Source organism: Virgibacillus sp. MSJ-26 (genome assembly GCF_018918075.1).
GTDB lineage: Bacteria > Bacillota > Bacilli > Bacillales > Amphibacillaceae > MSJ-26.
In genome coordinates this window covers 36,937-60,089 of sequence record NZ_JAHLPW010000021.1, presented here as the reverse complement: position 1 = coordinate 60,089, position 23,153 = coordinate 36,937, and the positions used below count along the sequence as shown (strand labels likewise).

Annotated in this window: 18 protein-coding genes; 7 read left to right on the top strand and 11 right to left on the bottom strand. The window is 37.6% G+C overall.

Going from position 1 to position 23,153, the window contains the following annotated elements:
* Positions 1–373: 373 nt before the first annotated feature.
* From KQI49_RS16075 to KQI49_RS16060, 4 genes are all read right to left on the bottom strand, one after another.
* Complete coding sequence (locus KQI49_RS16075; protein WP_216490589.1) at positions 374–580, bottom strand: PfkB family carbohydrate kinase; 207 nt, start codon at positions 578–580, stop codon at positions 374–376.
* Between the two features lie 61 nt (positions 581–641).
* Positions 642–1,769, bottom strand: coding sequence for an NAD(P)/FAD-dependent oxidoreductase (locus KQI49_RS16070; RefSeq protein WP_216490588.1), 1,128 nt, complete (start codon positions 1,767–1,769; stop codon positions 642–644).
* A 473-nt stretch (positions 1,770–2,242) separates the two neighbouring features.
* Positions 2,243–2,809, bottom strand: a complete 567-nt coding sequence (locus KQI49_RS16065; RefSeq protein WP_371817586.1) for a sigma factor — start codon at positions 2,807–2,809, stop codon at positions 2,243–2,245.
* A gap of 605 nt (positions 2,810–3,414) precedes the next feature.
* The gene (locus tag KQI49_RS16060) at positions 3,415–4,194 is read right to left on the bottom strand and encodes a Cof-type HAD-IIB family hydrolase (RefSeq protein ID WP_216490586.1); all 780 of its coding nucleotides are present in this window, start codon (positions 4,192–4,194) and stop codon (positions 3,415–3,417) included.
* Between the two features lie 360 nt (positions 4,195–4,554).
* Here KQI49_RS16060 and KQI49_RS16055 point away from each other — a divergent pair, with 360 nt between their 5' ends.
* From KQI49_RS16055 to treR, 5 genes are all read left to right on the top strand, one after another.
* Complete coding sequence (locus KQI49_RS16055; protein WP_216490584.1) at positions 4,555–4,989, top strand: PepSY domain-containing protein; 435 nt, start codon at positions 4,555–4,557, stop codon at positions 4,987–4,989.
* 363 nt (positions 4,990–5,352) lie between these two features.
* Positions 5,353–5,862 carry a hypothetical protein gene (locus tag KQI49_RS18955; protein WP_371817585.1) on the top strand — a complete coding sequence of 170 codons (510 nt, stop codon included), beginning with the start codon at positions 5,353–5,355 and terminating at the stop codon, positions 5,860–5,862.
* A 389-nt stretch (positions 5,863–6,251) separates the two neighbouring features.
* Positions 6,252–8,183: a PTS system trehalose-specific EIIBC component gene (treP, locus tag KQI49_RS16045; RefSeq protein WP_216490583.1), complete on the top strand. Its 1,932-nt coding sequence runs from the start codon at positions 6,252–6,254 to the stop codon at positions 8,181–8,183.
* Positions 8,184–8,210: 27 nt separating this feature from the next.
* Positions 8,211–9,872, top strand: a complete 1,662-nt coding sequence (gene treC / locus KQI49_RS16040) for an alpha,alpha-phosphotrehalase (RefSeq protein WP_216490581.1) — start codon at positions 8,211–8,213, stop codon at positions 9,870–9,872.
* A gap of 12 nt (positions 9,873–9,884) precedes the next feature.
* Positions 9,885–10,601, top strand: a complete 717-nt coding sequence (gene treR, locus KQI49_RS16035) for a trehalose operon repressor (RefSeq protein WP_216490580.1) — start codon at positions 9,885–9,887, stop codon at positions 10,599–10,601.
* Positions 10,602–10,903: 302 nt separating this feature from the next.
* Here the strand turns inward: treR and KQI49_RS16030 are convergent, their stop codons facing one another.
* The 3 genes from KQI49_RS16030 to KQI49_RS18950 all read right to left on the bottom strand — a co-directional run bounded on the left by KQI49_RS16030 (position 10,904) and on the right by KQI49_RS18950 (position 15,054).
* The gene (locus tag KQI49_RS16030; protein WP_216490578.1) at positions 10,904–12,595 is read right to left on the bottom strand and encodes a peptide ABC transporter substrate-binding protein; all 1,692 of its coding nucleotides are present in this window, start codon (positions 12,593–12,595) and stop codon (positions 10,904–10,906) included.
* Between the two features lie 298 nt (positions 12,596–12,893).
* Positions 12,894–14,393: a leucine-rich repeat domain-containing protein gene (locus KQI49_RS16025; RefSeq protein WP_216490576.1), complete on the bottom strand. Its 1,500-nt coding sequence runs from the start codon at positions 14,391–14,393 to the stop codon at positions 12,894–12,896.
* A gap of 121 nt (positions 14,394–14,514) precedes the next feature.
* Positions 14,515–15,054 carry a DUF3006 domain-containing protein gene (locus tag KQI49_RS18950; RefSeq protein ID WP_216490574.1) on the bottom strand — a complete coding sequence of 180 codons (540 nt, stop codon included), beginning with the start codon at positions 15,052–15,054 and terminating at the stop codon, positions 14,515–14,517.
* A gap of 292 nt (positions 15,055–15,346) precedes the next feature.
* Here KQI49_RS18950 and KQI49_RS16015 point away from each other — a divergent pair, with 292 nt between their 5' ends.
* Both KQI49_RS16015 and KQI49_RS16010 read left to right on the top strand, forming a co-directional pair.
* Positions 15,347–16,654, top strand: coding sequence for an MBL fold metallo-hydrolase (locus KQI49_RS16015; RefSeq protein WP_253286880.1), 1,308 nt, complete (start codon positions 15,347–15,349; stop codon positions 16,652–16,654).
* Positions 16,655–16,687: 33 nt separating this feature from the next.
* Positions 16,688–16,945: a DUF3006 domain-containing protein gene (locus KQI49_RS16010; protein WP_216490572.1), complete on the top strand. Its 258-nt coding sequence runs from the start codon at positions 16,688–16,690 to the stop codon at positions 16,943–16,945.
* A 437-nt stretch (positions 16,946–17,382) separates the two neighbouring features.
* Here KQI49_RS16010 and manA read toward each other — a convergent pair whose 3' ends face one another.
* From manA to KQI49_RS15990, 4 genes are all read right to left on the bottom strand, one after another.
* Positions 17,383–18,348, bottom strand: coding sequence for a mannose-6-phosphate isomerase, class I (manA, locus tag KQI49_RS16005; RefSeq protein ID WP_216490570.1), 966 nt, complete (start codon positions 18,346–18,348; stop codon positions 17,383–17,385).
* Between the two features lie 48 nt (positions 18,349–18,396).
* Entirely contained in the window at positions 18,397–18,915 is a 519-nt protein-coding gene (locus tag KQI49_RS16000) for a GNAT family N-acetyltransferase (RefSeq protein WP_216490569.1), read from the bottom strand.
* 70 nt (positions 18,916–18,985) lie between these two features.
* A complete protein-coding gene (locus KQI49_RS15995; RefSeq protein WP_216490568.1) occupies positions 18,986–20,905 on the bottom strand; it encodes a PTS fructose transporter subunit IIABC in 1,920 nt (639 codons plus the stop codon).
* A gap of 121 nt (positions 20,906–21,026) precedes the next feature.
* Positions 21,027–22,949, bottom strand: a complete 1,923-nt coding sequence (locus KQI49_RS15990) for a BglG family transcription antiterminator (protein WP_216490567.1) — start codon at positions 22,947–22,949, stop codon at positions 21,027–21,029.
* Between the last annotated feature and the right edge of the window lie 204 nt (positions 22,950–23,153).

The following is a 23,153-nucleotide window of genomic DNA, read 5'->3' as shown; positions in this document are numbered from 1 at the left end:
TTATAAGATTGAATCATTTTTCCAAGTGAACCGCGTTGATCCATGGCTGTGGCTAATACGATGCCATTTTTATCTGAAATTGCTTCTAAACCTTTTTGTTTTCCTTGTGTTCGTTGCATAGGTTAATCCTCCTGTAAGTTTTATAGTTCTAATTTAAATGTTAATATAATTTGTTTTTCCTAAAAGCTCTTTACTTATTTCTCTGAATGGAGCTGGATTTAAAACAACTGGCTTACCCAATTCATAAGCCAACTCAATCGTTGTTTTGACAGCATCCAGAGTCCATCGCCATAAGAGCTGTTCCTGTCGCTTCATCTGGATGACGGCTTATATTGCTCGTATCTATATTTTCTTTTTTAAAATGTGTTAATGCCTAATCGCCAAACATACCATGTCCCACTTTAGTGAGCATCGTCACTTCATACCATAAGCTTGACGCTGCAACGGCTTGGTTTCCTCCTTTTCCACCAGGTCCCATTTTAAACCGACCTCCTAATACTGTGTCGCCCAAATTTGGCATATGAGGGGTACGACTCATCAGATCAACAACATAACTACCGACAACTAACACTTTGGCCATGGAATACTCCACCTGCCTTGTTTATATTTTTCAATATATATAAGCCAAAACAGTTTTTAGCTTAATTGTTCAATTCAACTGTCATGGCTCGGGAAGGACTATATGGCGTGAGATCTATCTCAATGTCATTATTATGAATAAGTGATGCTGCTAAAGAACCAACATAAGGACCCATCGTTAGTCCTGAAGCGCCTAACCCTGTGGCTACTTTTACATTGTCATAGTTCTCAATGTGGCCAATAATAGGTAAAATATCTGTCCCCATCGGACGAAAACCAATGCGTACTTCTTTAAGTGTGCCATTATTTAAACCGGGGGCAACGTGCAAAGCTTCTGACAGAACCTCATTCACCCCTCCTGCAGTCAACCGGTAATCAAACCCTGAATTATCTTCTCTTGTCGCGCCAACAACAACTCTTGAATCATCGAAAGCTAACATATAATGACTGGAATCGGGCAGGACAACAGGCCAATCAGATGTGTCTTTTTCCTGCATCGATATATGTGCAATTTGTCCTCTTTGTGGTTTGACATTTAAAGTAATACCTAAGGGCTTCAAAAGCTCTGGTGTCCAAGCTCCAGCAGTCATTATAATTTGATCTGCCTGTATTTTTTCTCCATCTACTTTAACCCCGATGACATTACCATTTTCCTGAACTAAATCCGCATTACCCTCAAGCATTCTTGCACCATGTCGTTCAGAAGCCCGCTTTAAAGCATCACGAAGCAATTTTCCATCCACTCGAGCTGCTCCAGATACAAAAACAGATTCTAACCTCGCATTAATAGGTGGAAATATTTTTTGAGTTTCATTATGATTTAAACGGATAATATCTCCAACCTCAGGTGCATCTCGTCTCTTTTCTTTAACTCTTTTTTCAATGGAGTCCAAATGGTTTAAGTCTTCAGACACACATATAGCGCCGACTTTCTTGTATCCGACATTGTCTTCACCATCTTCTTTCAAATTGTTAATTAACTCGGTGTAAAACTCCGCTCCTCTTTTTGCAATCGTATACCAATCGGCGTTTTCCACCCTTGAAACCCAAGGACATACAATCCCAGCTCCTGCAGAAGTTGCCTTCCCCTCCTCTTTCCGATCAACCATAACAACCTCTACATTGTTTCTTGCTAACTGATAAGCAGCACTCGCACCTACAATTCCAGTTCCAATAACGACTACTTTCATTTTACCACCTCTTAGATTTTGTTATTAAATAATAAAACTTAGAATCTTAAATATTTTTAAATCTGATTAATCTAATTATTAGTTAGATTAACATATCTGTCTAAAACAAACATAACCAATTAAAAAAGCAGCTTCCGTTATTAAATAGGAAACTGCTAGTTAGCTGAAAAATATATGTACAAACTCATAACGTTCCAATAGGTCAAATTGAAAAATGAACCTTTCCTTTACTTTTTTCTTCTGGCACCGGAACGATGGTATCATTACGGCTATCCTGACTTTCACCTGGCTCTCTATTATCACCAATATAGACATAATGAAATTGACAATTATTTATAAACTAGGACTTATACTATATTACTTTTCAAATGATTTATAATAATCCGATAATTTTAAAATAAACTATAAAAAAGAACTGATTTAAAAATAGCTAAACCAGATCTTTTTCTACAATTTTATAATATCTATACAGCTTAAATACTCCAAGAATCTTCATCGCCGTCTAAATCCCACAATTCTCCCAATTTCTTTCTTACATCTCTCCCCCAACTTTTCACTGCATCTGTAGATACATTTTCCTGGGCAGCAATATTCCTTATCGAAAATCCTTCGATCATATAATATTTCACCCATTTCCATTGGTTCTCTGTGAGATTAGCTTTAACATTCAACCATTTTAGCGTATCGAGCAATGTTGAGTGTTGCGACTTTAAAACACAGCAAGTAGAATGAAAGTAAAGAAAATTTCTTTTATCCATTTCCGACATCATGTGTTGTAAGTATTGTTTCTTCTTTTCTTTATGTCGATTCTCCTGACACAATAAGTCAATCAACCGGTAGCGAATTGTGTAATTGAAATAAGTTGCGAGAAGGCCTTTGTCTGCATGATATGTCCGGTAAGCATTCCACATCGCAACTAACCCTTCTTGATAATACTCTTGATGCGTATCATTGATGCTTAATGTATGTAGTTGATAATAAATTCGTTGTTTATTTTTCATTAACAAATCTCTAAGTTTCAAATCATACCTCTCCGTCACATCAGTTCTCCCCCCTTGGTTTTTCTTAACAACTTAGATTGTCCTCCCCTCATTCATTAATCAATAATCCTCTAACTTATGTAACAAAAAGAAAATGTAAACACTATACATTTAAAGTTATTGAAAAATTCTCTAGGTGAACACATATTTATTTAATAGTACTTTATACCTAACTAATATGCAACATAAATTAAAAAGAATCTTTCGACAATTATTGTCAAAAATCGCGTCAAGGTGACAAGTGCTGTCAAGACAACATTTTTCCCACTAAAAAACTCCTGAAGAATCTCAGGAGTCTTCAAATCATTAGTTGTCAAAGTCTCTTTTACGAAAGGCTTTTCCATGATGGGTCTTTAGCTCACCATTTTCATCTACCTCATCTATTTTGACATCCCAGTGTCCCTTCCGTGAAAACATCAAAAACTTATTCATGCATAATTGTCATGGTTTTATCTACTAGATTCTCACTTTCATCATCGGGGGAGAGTGAAGTTTTTTCCAGCTATGTCCAGAGCATTTTTCATTGCCTCGCTTTAGTAATCCGTTTCATCTTTTTACATTGTATTGCCCTCTGGGCGCGCCTCTGTCCGCTAGAATATAACTAATTATGACAAGAGTCCAAGTTCTTTCAAGCCATATTCAATACCATCTTCATCAACAGTTTTTGTAACAAACTTCGCCACATTTTTGACTGGTTCCAATGCGTTTCCCATAGCGACACTGTTAGGTATGTATTTAAGCATTTCCATATCATTTAGCCCATCACCAAAAGCGTAAGCATTCTCTTGCTTAAGATCTGCTGCTTTAATGAGTCGCTCGATTCCTTCTGCTTTAGAGCCTCCTGTTGGTAGGACATCAACTGAATGTTCGTGCCACCTAATAAAATTAAATTGGTTAAAGCGTTCTTTATACAACTCTTCTTCCTCAGCATCACAAAACAAGACAGCTTGAAAATTCTCATATGCATCATAAGGAGAGGATTCAAATGTAACCTTATAAGGTACTTTTAATGAACCAATGATGTCTTCTACAAACGCATTACGCTTACCACTTGCACGCCAATCCGCATGACTCATATATAAAATTGGATTATTTCTTTCTTCGGAAAAGGCAACTAGTTCATTTAAGGCAGGTAAATTTAATGGATTTCTATAGACAACTTTCCCATTAAGAACGACATACTGACCATTTAAACTTACATAAGAGGAAATCCCCAGCTGCTCCCTTAAATCTTTGAAAATAAACGGAGCGCGGCCTGTTGCAATTGCGACGATATGTCCGTCCTTCTTTAGTCTTTGAATTGATTGTTCTGTACTGTTTGGTAGTTCCTTTTGATCATTTAGTAATGTTCCATCTATATCAAAAAAGATTATTTTCTGAGTCATGATATTTCTCCTTTATTATTGGCTTCACACATGATTAGCAAACAAATTCACTTTATCACAAATTACAAATCTTATCTATTTTAGAGGTTCAAATGCATGGTTTCTTAATACTATTCTTGTAAAATGTTAAAGCCTTCCATCAGCCAGCATTTTTCAATGAATACCTCAGATAAGCCACTATATATTGCGACACCGGATAAAGCGAGACCTGTTCTCAAACTTTTAATCTTCTGGAATGCTATAACCATCCACTTCTAACAACAAACCCTCTTAATGTTTAATCAAAGTAAGCACATACCCAGGACAAATGCATAGGATATTAAGGGTAATGAGATTAAAACATAGGAGGAGAAAGAATCAATGAATAATAAACAATGGCAGCCGCCACATACAGGTGAATTTCCACATCCACAGGCAAATCAACAGGTACAATTTTGCAGAGATTGTGGTCGATACCATCCGATGCCACAGCCAAACTTCCAAGGTCCCCATCCGCCTGAGCAGCAGTTCAATGTTCAACAGACTGAGCTAGGGTGGAACCCCGGTCAACCGCAGTTTCACAATCAGCCTTTTTCATATGAGCAACAACTAACTGAGGCGAATCGTCAGATAGATATTATTGAGGCAATCAATATTGCCCTTGATCAAGTACCGGGTGAAGTGGTTGAAGCCGAAAGAAAGCGGAAGCATGGTACAATGATTTATGAAGTTGAAATTGTTAATGAACAAGGTGTTAAGTATGAAGTTGAAATAGATAGGAATACGGGTAATGTAATTTCGGTTGAGCTTGATTAAATAAAGTGAAACTTCAATCAGTGGGGTTGTCATACTTCCCCCACTGATTGTTAGTTGAACGAATCGGGCTTTTGCTGGCTGTTGATCCCCCCACTTATAATTCTTGATTCCGCTCAAATCCTTGAAGTGGGGGTCTTACAGCCAGTTTAACCTGCGATAAAACTCGCATAAAGCATAAGAGGCGGATTTATTGTTTTTTAGAAAAAGCATTAGATCCGTCTTTATATTTTTATATACATAAAAATCGCATCAAGAACAATTTAATGTCTATGTAACTAGTTCTCTTCCTTTATCGCCCAGTCACTTTATAGGCAAATGCATACCCTAATGATGAAGCTAAAATTTTGAATTGGGGGAATATCATTGGATCAAGAATTTTATTATAATCAAAGCATGCCAACAAACAACACGGCATCAGATGAAGAAACTAAAACAGAGGATGATGTGAAGGTAGACAATAATAATAATATAAGAACGGATGAAGTAAACGAAGATAATCAAGTACCACAATTAATGAACGGTGCACACGTAAACGATATGTATACCCAGTTTCCCGTACAGTGTGAATATTGTATGCGAACGTTCGGAGATGACTTCAGACGTCCACCTATGCATGAAAGCCAGCATGGTGGGCATCATGGAGGGCATCATGGAGGGCATGGGAGGCCTAGGCCCGGATTTCATGGATCTGGTGGTCCATTTCTCGGCGGCTTAGCCAGTGGTTTATTGGTCGGTTCATTATTCCCTCCATACGGCGGTTATCCTTATGGCGGATATGGTGGATTTGGCGGCTTTCCTGGTGGTTATGGTGGCTATGGCGGCTATTATCAACCTTACTATTACCAGCAGCCTCCCTATTATTATCCATACTGAGAAGCGAAACAGGGTTGTCATTAAATTGACAGCCCTGTTTTTGGTAATAAAGATGATATTTTATTTTAACAGTTATCTAGATGATAGTTTTAATACAAACCGTTTAGAGGCTGGGACAAAACTAAGTATTAGTAATTAAAAGACGAACAATTTTAAGCGAGCGTTATTCGCTTCGGAAAAATACTTTAATACGTTCGCTTTTACATTAACTAAAATACTTATGTCCCATCCTCTTTTCTTGTTTAACGGACATAGTACAAGGGAATTTTTTTAAATACCAATTGTAAGCACTTGCAAAACTTGTATAGACAAGTTACACTTCTAAATAACATGTATATACAAGTTAACCTAAAATCTAAAGTATGCTATAGAATTGGAGGAAGTTACCGATGGCTAACCAAGATGTAAAGAATGAAACCATATTTGCTCCAGTCAACGGAAAGACTACCGCCCTCGAAAATGTTCCTGATCCGACGTTTTCTGAAAAAATGATGGGTGATGGTCTGGCTATTGAGCCGACCGATGGCAAAGTCGTTTCACCTGTGGATGGGGAAGTAATTTTAACGTTTCCTACGCAACATGCGATTGGAATAAAGAGTAAATCAGGTGTTGAACTATTAATTCATATCGGCCTAGAGACCGTTCACATGGATGGGGAAGGTTTTGATGTGTATGTCAAACAAGGTGATCAAGTAAAAGTCGGCGATCCACTCATTACCTTTGATCTCCAATTAATTAAAGAAAAAGCGGCAAGCCATATCACACCTGTGATTATTACTAATGGCGACATGGTTTCCAGCTATGGAAAAACAAGCGATACCACTGTTATTGCGGGTGAATCCAATCTACTTGAGCTTTCGCTTCAGGTTGAAAATCAATCAGTTGTAGAGCCGAAAGAAAAGAAACAATCTCAACATAGAATGGAATATAGTGATGATGCAGAAAAAATTATAGATGCAGTTGGTGGTGTGGATAATATTAGTGCCGCTACACATTGCGTCACCCGACTTCGTTTTGCCTTAGTTGATGAAGAACTTGTGGATAAAGAAACGCTTGAAGATATCGATGTTGTGAATGGTACATTTTCAGCTAATGGACAATTCCAAGTCGTCATCGGACAAGGTACCGTTGATAAAGTATATAAATCGATGGTTCATCAAACAGGAATAAAAGAAGCTTCAAAAGACGAGGTTAAAGCCGCTGGGGGTAAAAAACGGAATTTACTTCAACATGCGATTAAAACATTAGCCGATATATTTATTCCCATTCTTCCAGCGATTGTGACCGCTGGATTACTTCTAGGACTTAATAATATTTTAGTTAATCCGATTTTTACAGATGAATCAATTATTGACATGTACCCATCATGGGCCGGTGCTGCGGATATGATTAACGTGATTGCCAATACAGCCTTCACGTTCCTCCCTGCCTTAATAGGATGGTCAGCCGTTAAACGATTTGGAGGTAATCCGCTACTCGGTATTGTTCTCGGTTTAATTTTGGTTCATCCTTCGTTAATGCCCGCTAGTGACTATGCTATTGCGGCTACTGAAGGTACCGCACCAACTTGGAATTTATTTGGATTTGAAGTTAATATGATGGGCTATCAAGGTCAGGTTTTACCAGTACTCGTAGCCGCCTGGGTATTAGCAAGTATTGAAAAGGCGTTGAATAAGCGAGTCATTGATTCTTTACAATTATTAGTTGTCGCCCCAATTGCCCTACTAGTGACAGGATTCCTAGCTTTTATTATCATTGGACCGGTGACATTTGCGATTGGGAACTGGATTACAGGAGGATTAGTTGCTATCTTTAAAGCAGCGCCACTTGTCGGTGGGCTTATTTACGGTGCGCTTTATGCTCCATTAGTTATTACGGGAATGCACCACACATTTTTAGCCGTCGACTTACAATTAATTGGTAGTACGGGAACAACCTTCTTATGGCCGATTGTCGCGTTATCAAATATCGCCCAAGGTTCCGCTGTATTTGCTATATTCTTAGCGGCTAAAAATGAAAAACAAAAAGGATTGGCTGGTACGTCCGGTGTCTCCGCTTGGTTAGGTGTCACGGAACCTGCCATGTTCGGAGTGAACTTACAACTTCGCTACCCTTTCTATGCAGCGATTACAGGAACAGCGATCGCAGGTGCCTTTATCACAATGGGGAATGTCCAAGCTTCCTCTGTTGGTATTGGAGGAATTCCTGGATTTTTATCTATTCATAATGGTATGGTATCGTTTTTACTCGGAATGTTAATTGTCATCGTCGTTCCGTTTATTCTTACATTTATTCTCGCTAAACGTAAAATAAAAAATTAAAACATCTTTGAAATGAGGCATGAAAACATGAGTGAGGCATGGTGGAAGAAATCAGTCGTGTATCAGATTTACCCGAAGAGTTTTCTTGATACAACTGGAAGTGGCACTGGAGATATTCAAGGGATTATTTCCAAACTGGACTACATTAAAAAGTTAGGTGTTGACGTTATTTGGTTGACGCCCATTTATAAATCACCGCAAAACGATAATGGTTATGATATTAGCGATTATTATTCCATCGAACCAAGTTATGGGACAATGGAAGACTTTCAGGAGTTGCTTGATGAGACACATAAACGAGATATGAAACTCATCATGGATCTTGTGATTAACCATACGTCGACCGAACATGAGTGGTTCAAGCTATCCGCATCATCTAAGGATAATGAGTATCGTGATTTTTATATTTGGAAAGATAACGTTAACGGGCATCCCCCGAATAATTGGCAATCCAAGTTCGGCGGATCTGCATGGGAATTAGACAAAAAGACAGACCAATATTATTTACATCTATTTGACCGTACGCAAGCTGATTTGAACTGGGAAAATGAAAAACTGCGAGAAAAGCTTTTCGACATGATGCGTTTCTGGGCGGATAAAGGAATTGATGGTTTCAGACTCGATGTCATTAATCTTATTTCCAAGAATCAAGGTTTTCCTAATGATAAAGCTGGAGATGGGCGTAAATTTTACACGGATGGTCCACTTGTTCATGACTATATACATGACATGAATCAGGAAGTCTTTTCAAAATACAACATGTTGACTGTGGGAGAAATGTCATCGACAACGCTTGAAAACTGTGTATTATATACGCAACCGGCACGCGAAGAACTTGCAATGACCTTCCAGTTCCATCATTTGAAAGTCGATTATCCAAACGGGGACAAATGGTCAACAGCTCCGTTTGACTTTTTCGAGTTAAAAAAGATTCTTTCAGCGTGGCAAATAGGGATGCATGAAGGTGGAGGTTGGAATGCCTTGTTTTGGACGAATCATGATCAACCTCGTATTGTTTCCCGCTTTGGTGATGATGAGAAATACCGTGAAAAATCGGCTAAAATGTTGGCAACAACACTTCATATGATGAAAGGCACACCCTATATTTATCAAGGTGAAGAAATTGGCATGACCAATCCCTATTTCACCTCGATTAACCAATACCGAGATGTCGAATCCTTGAATGCCTTTAAAAAGTTACAAAACGAAGGAAAAGCGAAAAATGAGATTATGAGTATTCTCCAGCAAAAGTCTCGTGATAACGGTAGAACACCAATGCAATGGTCAGCAAACGATCAGGCAGGATTTACAAACGGGAAACCGTGGCTAGACTTAGCACCGAATTACCGAGATATTAATGTGGAAGAAGCGCTACAAAATTCAGATTCGGTTTTCTATCATTACCGACAGTTGATCAAGTTACGAAAAAACTATGATATTATAACGTATGGGGACTATCAATTACTTTTTGAAGATGACCCACAAGTTTTTGCCTATAAAAGACAATGGAATAATGAAGAATTAATCGTGATCAGTAATTTTTACGGAGAAGAAATTACGGTGGATATGCAGATGAGAGAGACGACTAACCAGCCAGAAATTCTGCTGTCCAATTATGATGATTCTTCCAAGAATTTAAGCCAACTCTATCTAAGACCTTATGAATCCATTATTTATCATTTGAAATAATGAGGGGATTACATGCAGAGAAAATATTTAACGATTTATGATGATTTAGTAAATAAAATTGAAGCAAATGTCTGGCCTGTTTCAACGATGCTTCCATCTGAAAATCAGTTATCCATTCAATACAGCACCTCACGGGAAACGATACGAAAAGCACTTGATCTTTTGTCGCAAAATGGCTATATCCAAAAAGTCCGCGGCAAAGGATCCATTGTTATTGATATGAATCGTTTTTCTTTCCCCGTATCTGGTATTGAAAGCTATACAGAATTAACGAACAAGCTTCATTTAAACAGCAAAACCATTGTAAGCGACATTGGTTATTTAAAAGCGGAAAATGATAAGACAAAACTATTAAAGTCAGATGCACAGGATTCAATTTGGCATGTTACACGTGTCCGGGAAATAAGCAATGAAAAAATCATCTTGGACAAAGACTACTTCAGCGAAAAACATGTTCCACTGCTTTCTAAAGAAATTTGTGAGCAATCAATCTATGATTATATTGAAAATGAACTCGGTCTCGTTGTTGGCTTTGCGCAGAAAGAAATCGTCGTCGAAACGCCAACTATCCAAGACCGTGAGTTACTGGATATGGATGGTTTTTCAAATATTGTGGTGATAAGAAGCCAAGTTTATTTAGATGACGCCAACCTTTTTCAGCTTACTGAATCTAGACATCGACCAGATAAATTTCGCTTCGTCGATTTTGCAAGACGGGATAAAAATTAAAACAATGCCAATATTGGAGGAAATTTTGTATGGAAAAGAATTGGTGGAAAGAAAGTGTTGTATACCAAATTTACCCAAGGAGTTTCTATGACAGCAATGTAACTCGCCGGTAAACACTGTAAAATTTAAAAAACTGATTCAGGTCATCATTAGTTGGTGACCTGAATCAGTTAGATAAATTGAAACTTCAATCAGTGGGGGGTTTCATACTTCCTCCACTTATAATTCTTGATTCCCCTCGAAACCTTGATGTAGGGGGTCTTACAGCCAGTTAACCTGCGATAAATGGATTCCCAATCTATTTATTCTTCGTTAACATCCGCCCATTTATATTCATATGTTGCACCGAATGGATTGACATGAACATCTTCAACCCGTGGTGAAATAAGCTGTGCACGTGATGCTTGATAAAGTGGTGCGATGGCTCCATCTTCAAATAATACTTTTTCAGCTTCAAGGAAATTTTCATAACGGGCAGGATTATCAGTTGCTAAATCCGACGCCGTATCTTTAACTAGTTTGTCATACTCTGGGTTAGAATAATCCATATGGTTATTGCCACTATCTGTTGTAAACAAGTTCATAAACGTAAATGGATCAAGGAAGTCAGGACCCCATCTTGTCACCTGCATTTCAAAATCAGCACTGTCGTCTAAATCAAGACGTTGCTCTTTCGGAACCTTTTTCAAATCAATCGTTAGTCCTGGTAGATTTGAAGAAAACTGATTCGCTAAATATTCTACCATTGTTTTCGTTGTTTCATCGTCATCAGTCAGTAACTCAATTTCTACCGAATCTGTTCCAAGTTCTTCTAAACCTTTTTCCCAGTATTCCTGAGCTTCGTCGACATCGTATAGAACATGATCTCCACTCACTTCACGGAAATCTTCTTCTGTGTCAGGCATTGGTGTGAAATCTGCTGGAATAATTCCGTTCGCTACAAATGAACCATTATTTAACACTTCATTGACCATTGCTTCTTTATCAAATGCTCTACTAATTGCTTTACGAACATTTTCGTTTGCTAAAGCTTCATTATTTGTCTGATTTAATTTAATATAATGAACAAACGTATCTGGTGTTGCCACATAATCATCATTAGTTGAGAATTCGTCTACAAGATCAGACGTTAAGTCTACTCGATCTACAACCCCTGATTCATACAAGTCCACAGCTGTTTGTGGATCTTTCACCACTTCAAATGTTAGTTTATCCATCTTAACTTCGTCTGCATCCCAGTAATCTTCATTTTTCTCTAATTCCCAAGAATCGGACGTACTTTCCCAATTAGCCATTTTATATGGACCATTCGCTAATAAATTTTCAGCACTTATTGCATAATCATCGCCTTGCTCTTCAACAAAGTCTTCATTTAACGGAAAGAATGTGCCAAATGTTGTCAGTGTTTCAAAATAAGGCGTTGGATTTTCTAATTCTACAACCAATGTATAATCATCTTCTGCAGTAGCTCCTAAGTCCTCTACTGGCTTGTCCCCTTTACTGATGGCTTCAGCATTTTTAATAACACCATTCATCATATATGGTCCGTATTCTGAACCTGTATCAGGATCAACCGCACGTTGCCATGCATAGACAAAATCATGTGCAGTAACTGGATCACCATTTTGCCACTTGGCATCATCACGGAGATTAAATGTCCAAGTTAAGCCATCGTCACTTTCCTCATGATCTTCAGCAATCCCAGGGCTTGTCTGTGTTTCAGCATCCAAGCGGTAGAGCCCTTCTGTAGTTGCTGCTAAATAAACAAAAGATGATTCATCTGTCGCAAGAGAAGAATCCATTGTCGGTATATTTTCCGGATTAGTGAAATTAAGCACCTTTTCCCCATCTTCACCTGATGTCTCTTCAGCATCTGCTGATGCATCTGTATTGGCTTCTCCGGAGGTGTCACTTGCATCGCCACCGGAACATGCTGCCATGACAACTAGCATTAGGCCAATAACAATTAATAGTCCCCATTGTCTCAATTTCATTGCCTTTCTCCTCTCAGATTTTTCTGTATTTTTTCAAAAAAGAAATTATAAATACATTAACAGAAAAATTATTGAATTGCAAGAATTATTTAAATTAAAATTCTTCCGGGGTTATACTATCGATAAAAGATCGATTGATGATCAACTTTGATTAACTACGGCTTAACCCCAAACCTGCACGCGACTTTCAGATTTTCTATATGCTTTGTAATGGAAAATGAATTTCTACATAAAAAGGACACGCCTCAGTCGAACAACTGTCCAAAACTTGAGTGCGTGCCCCATAACCGTCTTTCAATTAATCTTCCAATACGTCTATAAAAATAATTCCATTATGATCTTTTAAATCACTGAGTAACGAGTCTCTCTCTCCATCTGGATTACCTTCCACCCATAACCGTTTAAGCTCAGTTAACTCCGAAATGGCCTGAAAATCTTCAATTTTGTTATCTTCTAAACCTAACATTTCTAATCGTTCTAAACTCGAAATCACTTCAATATCCGTTAATTTATTTCCGCTCAACCATAACCTTTTTAGGAACTTTAAATTTTTAAGAGTATCTATTTTTTTCAGTTTGTTTTTTCGAAGTGTCAACTCATTAAGTTTCGTTAATTTTTCGAGTGGTTCTATGGATGAGACGCGATTTTTATCAAGGTCTAGTTGTTTTAGTTTCTTTAAGTTCTTTAAAGGTTTGAGGTTCTTAATCTCATTATCCGATAAACTCAATCTTTCCAGTTCTTTTAAAGACTTCAGTGGCTTAAGCGACTTTATATTATTACTTGACGCATGCAAATTTTTAAGATTTTTCGCATGTTGAATACCATCCAACGAGGAGAGTTCATTTGCTAGCATAGTGATTTCCTCCAAATTATTTGAAGGAGTTAAAAAATCAAACGAATCTACCTTCGATCTAAAAATCGTTAAAAATTTCAACTTCGGCAATTGACCGATTGAAGAATAATCAACACCGTCAGGAAAAGAGATTTCGAGATTCTCTAAACTCTCCAGATTTTTCAAAAAAGATAAATCCGTAAGATTCTCGGAGTTTTTTATAGTGTTCAACTCTTTAAGCGAGGTCAACCCTTCGAGTGCACTAAAATCTTGAATATCATTCTTTTCTAAATCAAGTACTTCAAGACCAATCAACCCTTCAAGCGGTTCTATGTTAGTCAGCTTATTCTCGGTAAGATAAAGTGTCTTTAGCTTTTTCAAGTTCTGAAAAGAGGTTGGTATATCGTCTATTTGATTGTTTCCTAAATAAAGCTCCTCTAACTGTTCTAAATTACCCAAAGTTGATATGTCTCGAATTTCATTATCTGATAAATGGAGCTTTCTTAAAGACGTTAACTTTTTTAAAGGGTTAATATCTTTAATCATTCCCTTTGGCTTTTCTGTATAAGTTTCTCCTTCCCATGGAAAATAACTTAAATTTAATGTATGTAGTTTTGTTAATGATTCAAGAGGCTCAAGATTATCTATCTCATTTCGATTAATAATTAGCTCCTCTAAATTCGTCGCATATTCAATCCCTTCAAGATTTCTCACCGTTTCTCCTTCTTCTTTTTCATGAGAATCAAATACAAGTGATTCTAATTGTTGCAAATCATCTTTATTCGGCCGTGACTCATCTTCTTTATATTCTAGTAAATCCAATTCGTTTAAAATCTCTTTCCTTAATACTTCATCTTCAATTGGTGTGATTCGTACATCGTTAACGTAATAATATGCTGAAAAGCCAATCGCCAAAAAACCTAATGTAACAATCAGCATAACCATGGCAGTATCTTTCTTTTTCAATTATTCCTCACCTCTGTGCATTTACTTGTGGCGTTTCATTATTTATACATATTTATTAGTCTAGCATATTAAAGATGAGGTGATTGGAGTATCTTGGCAACTGGTACTTAATATTCTTTTTTTAACGTTCACGTTCCAACTGTTCTATTAATTTTCTAGTTTGTTGCTGCTCCTTGCTTGTTTTTTCTTCATTAACACCTATCCTCGTGCAGCCATTTTTATCAATCCAAATGCTAACCCATGTACCAGGTTTTGCTTTGTCAGGAAGAGCGTAGCCTGGTATAACAATTTCCTCATTGAGATCTTCAAAAAGGAGGACAGCTTGTTCTCTGTCTACAAACCTATCAAAAAAAGCGGATTCAATTCGTGTCAGGGGAATGTCCAGGATATTCCTCTGCTCTTCCTGATGTGAATATAAAATAAAAGGCATTATTTTAGATATGTCAAAGGGCTCCATACAAAGAAGATTATCATTAACTTTTTGTCCCATTAATAATGGAAGTTGTTGGTGATTAATCGTAACTTTTTTGTACTGTTTACTATATGAATCAACTTTATTATTTTCCAAGTAAATATAACCATAGAAGAAAAGACAGATGAGCAACACCAAAATCTTGCGTACTAGATTGATCACTAGTTTCGCCCCATTGCTCTGCCTCACGATTTTCTCCTCCTTTTTTAACGAGACTCAAGCAATATCGCTACTGAGTTTTATTTATCTTTTGTTTATTATGTCATGTTTAAGCCTCTTGGTCACATGAGGAAAATGAAATTTCTAAAGTTAATCACCATATTAAAACTGACTTTTCTTGAATTGAAGTTTTACTTTTTCAGAGAGATTGAACTTTAATAACAAGGTTTCATTATAGATTTACCCGATTCTATCTGATATCTTTATACTAGATTTAGATTTACACCGCTCGAGAAGACTAGTTAAAGTGGAGGAATAAAAATTGAATAGACACCCTAGACACATTTTCATTGCTTTTTTCGTGACTCTTTTACTTGTCATTTCAGGTTGTGGAACAAGCAATGTTGACCAACCAGATACCGGCGACGAGAACGCTGAGGAAACGACGGAAGAAACTGCGGATACTGCTCCTGATGAGTCTAAAGAAGAGATTGAAGACGAACAGACCGAAGATGAAGAAAGTGAAGATACGGCCGAAAATGGGGGCGAATCAAAGACAGACAAAAATGATAATTTACAAGATTTAACCGTCCATTATATTGACGTTGGCCAGGCAGATGCCACGCTGTTCGAGTATGCCGATAGAGATGAATCATATACTCTATTATTCGATACGGGCGATTGGACACGTAATGACGTCGTGAGTTATTTGGACAGTGAAGGCATCTCGTCTATAGATCTTGTCGTCATCAGCCATCCACACTCTGACCATATCGGGCAACTCGCTGAAATCATGCGTCGCTATGACGTAGGCGAAGTCTGGATGTCTGGAAATGAAGCTACATCGAACACATTTCAAGAAGCCATTCAGGCCGTTCTCGACAATGACGCTGACTATGAAGAACCTAGAATGGGTGATGAATATTCCATCGGTCCTATGGATATTACTGTTCTTTATCCCGATCACATTTCAGGAGATTTGAATGAAGAATCTGTGTCATTGCTGATGTCCTATGGCGACATTGATTTAATGTTTACAGGTGATGCTGAAAAAGGCGCTGAATCAGCGATGGTGCGCTCCGATATGACGCTTGATGCAGATATTTTACAACTCGGGCATCATGGCTCACGTACATCAAGCACACTAGAATTCATTCAAGCCGTCAATCCGGAAGTCGCTATATATAGCGCAGGAGTTGATAATCAATACGACCATCCTAGCGCAGAAGTTGTAGAGCGCATTCAAGATGCAGGCATTGACTTATATGGCACGGATGTTCATGGGACCGTCATCCTTACAACAGATGGATCAACCTACGATATTCAAACTAAAGAAGATGGCACCATCAGTCCAAAAAGTACAGGATCAACCAGTAAGAAAACATCCGACAGTAACAAAAAGAAAGAGGAAAATAAATCCAAAGAAGAGAACAATACGAGCAATTGTGTAGACATCAACAGTGCTTCTATTGAACAAGTCCAGGAAATCATCCATATCGGATCTGCTCGAGCACAGGACTTAATCGACCTCAGACCTTTCGATTCAGTTGATGACCTATCACGCATCAGCGGCATCGGACCGGCACGCATCGCGGATATCAAAGAACAAGACACTGCCTGCGCAAAATAGCTTTGATTCATTTAGGAAAGGAGAAATAAAGTTATGAAAGGCGTTCTTGATCGTCTTGAAGAAAACAAAGCAGTCATCTTAATTGAAGAAAGTAAACAAGAAATAGTCATAAATAAGAACCAACTCCCAGCTAACAGTGTTACTGGAACATGGTTCACAATTGAAAAGCAAGAAGGTCGCTATCACTTCACCATTGATCAAGCTAAAACAGAACAAAAAAAACAAACATCCTCTGATTTAATGGCTAAATTGAGGACTAAAAGTGGTGGAAGTAAATTTAAGAAAAAGTAAGATTCTGAACACCGGTCGTCCTTACGTTGTAATGCGTGGGAACCGGTGTTTTTTATAATCACATAACCAGGTTAACAACAAAATTACAGTATCACTGACCCCCTATGTTGAAGTCAACGCCCATTCAACTCTCGCCTCTAAATCGTGATGATGATGGTTCTGTTCCTCGTCATCAGTAAACTCACCGCCTATGAGTACTTGAAAGTTTCTATGTGTTTTCATTTCGATTTATGCATCGTTATTACTTTCTATGCGTCTTCTGTTCGTTCTATGAGCCGTTATAGTTTTCTATGCGCATTCAACTCAGTCTATGCGTCTATCAAGATTTGTCTCCATGTTATTAAACAACATAAAAAAGTCCCTATAGAGTATCGATATCAGCCATCGCCACTCTATAGGAAGCACTCTAATCATCATTCAATCATTTAATTACTAACTCAAACATGCGACACAACAAACTCTGCTCTACCCGATAATTCATAAGTCTCAACACCGTGCGGAATTATAAAATGCTGTCCTTTCTGGACTTGGAACGACTTTTCATTAATACGGATAGCCGCTTCTCCCTCAATCACACTGACTTGAAGGAAGTCTTCGGTCAACTCGCGACGTGCCTCTCCGTCCAAACTCCAGTGATAAACAGAGAAGTACTCGGCTTCAGTTAATCGTTCTATCGTTAAATTGGTTTCTTCTGCGATTTCCCTATCTTCTTTGGTCGTACGAGCTAAATCGTCTGGAACTGTTGTAACGTCTTTTGCTCGTTCTAGATGCAATTCTCGTTTATTTCCTTCTTGATCCGTCCGGTCATAATCATACACACGATACGTCACATCTGAACTTTGTTGAATCTCTAAAATCATTATTCCTTTTCCGATGGCATGGATTGTTCCACTAGGGACATAGTAAAAATCACCTGGACTGACCTTTTGACGACGCAACAATTCGTCCCATTTCTCTTGGTCAATCATAGCGTCCAGCTCATCTTTCGTTTGAGCATGATGCCCTAATACAATTTCTGCGCCCGGCTCCGCTTCTAAAACATACCAGCACTCCGTCTTACCATATGGTACATCCTCCACTTTACGAGCGTAAGCATCATCTGGATGAACTTGAACCGACAAATCATCATTAGCATCCAGCACCTTTACAAGGAGGGGGTACTCATCTGTAGAATGAGCATCTTTATTAAATAATTCACCATGATCATTCCATAAGTCTAATAGTGTTTGTCCCGTTAAGGACTCATTTTCGACTTTGTTTGAACCGTTTGATAAAGCCGCAACAACCCAAGCTTCACCTGTATTATCATTAGGGATATCATAATCAAATTCTTCTTTTAATTTGCGACCTCCCCAAATACGTTCTTTAAAAACGGGTGTTAAAAAAATAGGTTCTTTATACATATTATTGCCTCCAAGAAATCTGTGATAATTAACTTAAGTTTTTAGTCCTTACTTTAACCCTTCCCATATCTGTTCCTCTTGTTCAAGACGAACAACCGGCTCCCAGCCAAGCTTTTGATATAAATGGATCGCAGCTTGACTAGACTCTTGCGTTTTCAAGTAAGCAGATGAATGGTAGTCACTTAATATAGCCATCGCTTTAGTAATAAGTGGGCGTCCCAATTTTTTCCCTTGATGTTCTGGTATAATTTCAACCCAATGTAATCTGCCAATGTCCTGACCGCCCCACGTACCAAACCAAGCTGTAGCTGTACCAGCGATATTTCCATCACTTGTTTCAATAAATACTACTCTTTTTTCAACTTCAGACACATGCGGTAAAAACTCTTCATTAAATCTTTTAATCGCATTTTCTTCATTTGAAAACTCATCTGTTTTAGTCACAGTCTTAGCCCATAGATTGGCATCTTCTTCACGACTGAACAAACGAAAATGATAGCCAGCAGGCAAAGAAAAATGAGGAATATTTTTCAAATCATGTTTCATATATAAAGGGATCTCAGACACAACTCGTTCACTCCTATTTAGTTTTAAAAAAGAGAGGTTATCTCAAGTGAGACACCTCTATTTTTTATTTTTATTCTATCGTATCTAAAAGGGTATAGGCTTCTTCTGTTGAAGTTACATTTAATAATTCATTTCTAAAGGATTCATCCATCAGTTTGCGGGAGAGCATTTGTAATATTTTTAAATGGGCATCTCCTGCACTTTCTTCAGGCACTGCAATGATAAATATCAATTGTGCTTGTGTACCATCTAAGCTTTGCCAGTCAACGCCGTGTTGGGAAATTCCAAAGGCAACGGTTGGTTTTTTGACTGCGTTTGATTTTCCATGAGGAATGGCTATTCCCATGCCAAGTCCTGTCGTTCCTTCCGCTTCTCTAGCTAAAATAGCTTCTTTATACACTTGCTTAGAATCTAGAACGTTAGCTGTATCTAATTTTTCAATAAGTTCATCAATAACTTCCTCGCGACTTTCACCAGATAAGTTGGTTTCGATTAAATTTTTATTTGTAATATCTGTTAGCTTGTGAATTTCTTTGTTTTCTACTTTTTCATCTTTAACATTGCTTACATCAGGTTCAACGGTCTTTAGATCATCTGTAGATACATCTTTTTTCAAGAAGTTAACCAAGAAAGCGGTAACGAGTGTTCCGATAATTGCTGCAACGAAGAACATAAGAACATTGTCTACAGCCCCGAGAACTGCTACAATTGGACCACCGTGTGCGACGTGGTCACCAACACTACTCAACATAGCAATAACTGAACCTACCATAGAGCCTACGACAATACTCGGAATAACACGTAACGGGTCTTGCGCTGCAAACGGAATAGCTCCTTCAGTAATTCCGAATAATCCCATAGTGAACGATGCTTTTCCGGCTTCACGCTCAACTTGTTGATATTTTTTCTTATTTAAGAAAGTAGCTAATCCCATGCCTAGTGGCGGGATACAAATAGCTACAGCGATAGGCCCCATGATTTCATAGTTTCCTTCCGCAATCATAGCTGAACCGAATAAGAATGCAACTTTATTAAACGGACCACCCATATCGACGGCAATCATCGCACCTAATATGAGTGCAAGAAAGATTGAACTTGTTCCTTGCATGCCTTGGAGCCAAGTTGTTAAAGCTTCAAATACAGCTGAAACTGGAGCACCAATGACAAATATAAATAACAGACCGACAATTAACGTTCCAAATATCGGAATGAAGATTATTGGCATAACGGGTTGGACAGCAGCAGGTACTTTTATTTTCTTAAGCGCTAAAACAACATAACCTGCTAGAAAACCAGCGATAATACCACCAATAAATCCAGCATCTGCTTCTGTTCCATAAAAGCTTCCATTAACTGCAATAAACCCACCAATAATACCAGGAGCTAGACCTGGTCGATCAGCAATACTATAAGCTATGAATCCTGCCAAAATTGGAACCATAAAACTGAATGAGGCTGCACCTATTGCCTCAATTTGAGCCCAAAAAGAGCCTTCTGGAATCACAATACCACCAGGTGTTTGTTCCCCACCCAACGTTAGGGCGATGGCGATTAAGAGTCCACCGACCACAATAAAGGGAATCATATATGAAACCCCATTCATTAAATGGCGATAAACAGGTGTTTCTTTTTCCTTTTTCTGTTTTTTAACTTCATCTACCGTTTTCATTTCAGGTTGATAAACGGGAACGTTACCCTTTTGAATCTTTTCAATTAATTCTTGTGGTTTACGAATACCATCCTGTACACCGACAACAAGTAACTTCTTACCAGAAAAACGTTCTTTTGACACTTCTTTATCACTTGCAATAATAATTCCATCGGCTTCCTCAATGTCTTTGGCTGTTAATTCATTTTCAACGCCAATAGATCCTTGAGTTTCTACTTTTATATCAACATCCATTTCTTCTCCAGCTTTTTGAAGGTTTTCAGCAGCCATATACGTATGCGCGATACCAACTGGACAAGCGGTTACGGCTAATATTTTCATGGGTTTTCTCTCCTCTCGTTATTGCTTTCATTTAATCTATATTTATTATATTCCCTAAAGAGGAGAGATTAATTTTTTATTTTTACCGGAGCAAAGGTAAAATAAATTTAATAAGAATAAATTAGCTAAATAAATCTATGACTTCCTCTTTACTATCTGCATTAATCATTTTTTCAACTAAAGTAGGTTCTTGACTTAAATTAGAGATTTCCTTTAATAAATCTTGTGTAAGTTGTCTGTCTTCCACACTAATCGCTAGTAGAAACACAATAGAAACCATCTCACTTCCCCACTCAGTAGGCTTTTTTAAAATAGCTACAGATAAAGTTGACTTTTTAACAGTTTCCGGCTGAGCATGTGGAATAGCTATTTTTCCTCCAATTGAAGTAGAAGAAGTTCTTTCCCGGAGCAAGACATTGTGAGTAAATGATTCATCAACAACGGCCAAACGAACAAGCTGATTTGCCAACCTTTCTACAATCTCGAATGGATGCTCTAAATCAATATTTTTCTGAAACAGTCCCTCATTCATAAAATGATGCAATGTAGGATAGTTTGTTATTTTGGTGTCTTGCTTCTTGTTTTGAATAAAATGATTAAGCTTCTTTTTATCGCTTGAATCTAATAAAGGAGATATGACAACTTGCGGTATGACTTGGTTAGTGAGAGGCACAGTAGAAATTATAAAATCAACAGAGTCATGATGATTTAAATATGACCCTAATTCATTTTTAGCTATACAGTCAATGATTTCTATACCACTGTACTGCTGCTCTAATTTTGCCTGTAATAAACGGCTCATGCCAATTCCCATATGGCAGACAACCAATGCCTGCTTAGGTGCTCGTTCTTGTTCCATCCGTTCAATCGAAGCCTGGAAATGTAGTACTAAATATGCCGCCTCTTCCTCTGGTATTAGCACGTTGTATTGTTTATTTAAATCATTCACAGCGAAAACAACCATGCTAAATAAATAAGGATATAACTTTTTAATATCATCCAACATCGGGTTAGTAATATGAAAACCATAGGAAATTCTTTTAATGACAGCATCCATATGAATGATTAATCCATCTTTCAACCTCAAATCGTTCTCAAACGGCATACTAGTGAGATAGTGAACTTGTTTGATCATTTCATTCACCGCTTGTTCTGCAAGTCCATTAGAGGGACGCATGCTAATAGATGATTCCATGACTTCCGTATTTTGAATGGAACTTGCGATATGCCATGAATAATATATACGCTCATTTTCCGGAAAACTTAGCTTAAGAATCTCCTCCAGTTTATTTAGTAAATAAGTTGTCACCTCATATTCTTTCGTGTTTAATGTCCGTTCAACATCGTCTTTTGAAACAATAACCGGCGTATTTTGTCTTGTCCGTTTTATCATAATCAACGCATGAATGACTAAACTTTCAAATCCCCCATCCGTTAAGTCAAGCCTATATTGAAGTTGGGTATCCTGGATCACCTTCCTGACGGCGTTAATTTCAGATTCTAGGAAAAAGTCTAATACATAATTTCGCTGAGAATATGAAGAAACGAGTTCAGATAGATGGGCTATCGCATTACGTTTATAAAATTCATCACCTTCAACGATACTGCCGAGTCGCTGTTTTGTTGTAACTTTTAAATTAAATCGCGACAGCCACTCTTCAATTTTTTCCAAATCCCGTTTGATATCTGCCGGGTTTGTAAAATACTTCTCCGCAGACTCTTTCAAAGTGAATGGCTTTGAACTTATCAACAAATGGTAGGCAATTTCAATAACGCGCTCCTCTTTCGTTTTAACATTCACCTGATATAAATCTTGAAAAATTTCAGCTTGCGTTGACTCACTTGCTTGAAGAATAATCCCAATACCTGGCTTTCGGATTAATTCAGCTTCCTTATAGGATTTTAGAAACTCTTCTATTTTATTAAGGTCATTTCTAACTGTTTTTTCCGAACACTTAAGGATCGCTCTTAAAACTTCTATTTGGAAAACCTTATCTGAGTTAACCAGTAATACCCTAAGCAAATTTCTCTGTCTCTCATTCATGAACTAACATTCCTTTTAAATGAATTCTGCCTTCATTTTACCGAGTTGAGCGAGACGATAGCAAGTTTGATTAATATAATCCAAGCAGTTTAACACAAAAAGAAATATCTACAGTAAAGTCGCTCCTTTAAGATAATTATTAAAAATCAAAATATTATTGCGACACAAAACAGCATCGTGTACAATAATGTCATAGTAAAACTT